The 395-nt window shown below is 73.2% G+C and carries 1 protein-coding gene and 1 pseudogene; one reads left to right on the plus strand and one right to left on the minus strand.

All coding sequences use genetic code 11. The annotated features are described in order from the left end of the window. Nucleotides 1–94 (plus strand): DUF6480 family protein (locus LPA54_RS41300; RefSeq protein WP_228985519.1); only part of this gene is annotated, 94 nt, incomplete at its 5' end. Nucleotides 95–171: 77 nt separating this feature from the next. Here LPA54_RS41300 and LPA54_RS41305 read toward each other — a convergent pair. Then, nucleotides 172–395 (minus strand): annotated as a pseudogene (locus tag LPA54_RS41305) (carboxylate--amine ligase); the annotation flags it as partial.

The following is a 395-nucleotide window of genomic DNA, read 5'->3' on the forward strand; positions in this document are numbered from 1 at the left end:
GGGCTGGGGCAAGGGCCCCCTGACCGCGATCCTCGTCGTGGTGGCCCTCGTCGCGGCCTTCTTCCTGGTCTACGCGATCATCCTGCTGCTCTGACGGCCCCCGCCACCCCGGCCACCGGCCTCACAGGCCGGCGGCGGGGCCCGGTGCGGCCTGACCTCTGTCTTGTCCGGCTATTCCTGCGTATGGCGGACGCACTCCGTGACCACGTCCCGGAGGCTTTCCGTGCGTTCCAGGAGGGCGCGCTGGATCATCGCGCCGTTGCCGTCGCGGAGCAGGCGTGCGCAGCCCTCGCGGGCGCGGTCCAGGTCGCCGTGGTCGACGAGGGCGTCCGCGATGTGGTCGAGGAGGGCGCGGACGACCGCCTCGGCGGGCATCCTCCGCATCGTCTCCGGGT

The organism is Streptomyces sp. DH12 (genome assembly GCF_020873895.1).
Classification (GTDB): domain Bacteria; phylum Actinomycetota; class Actinomycetes; order Streptomycetales; family Streptomycetaceae; genus Streptomyces.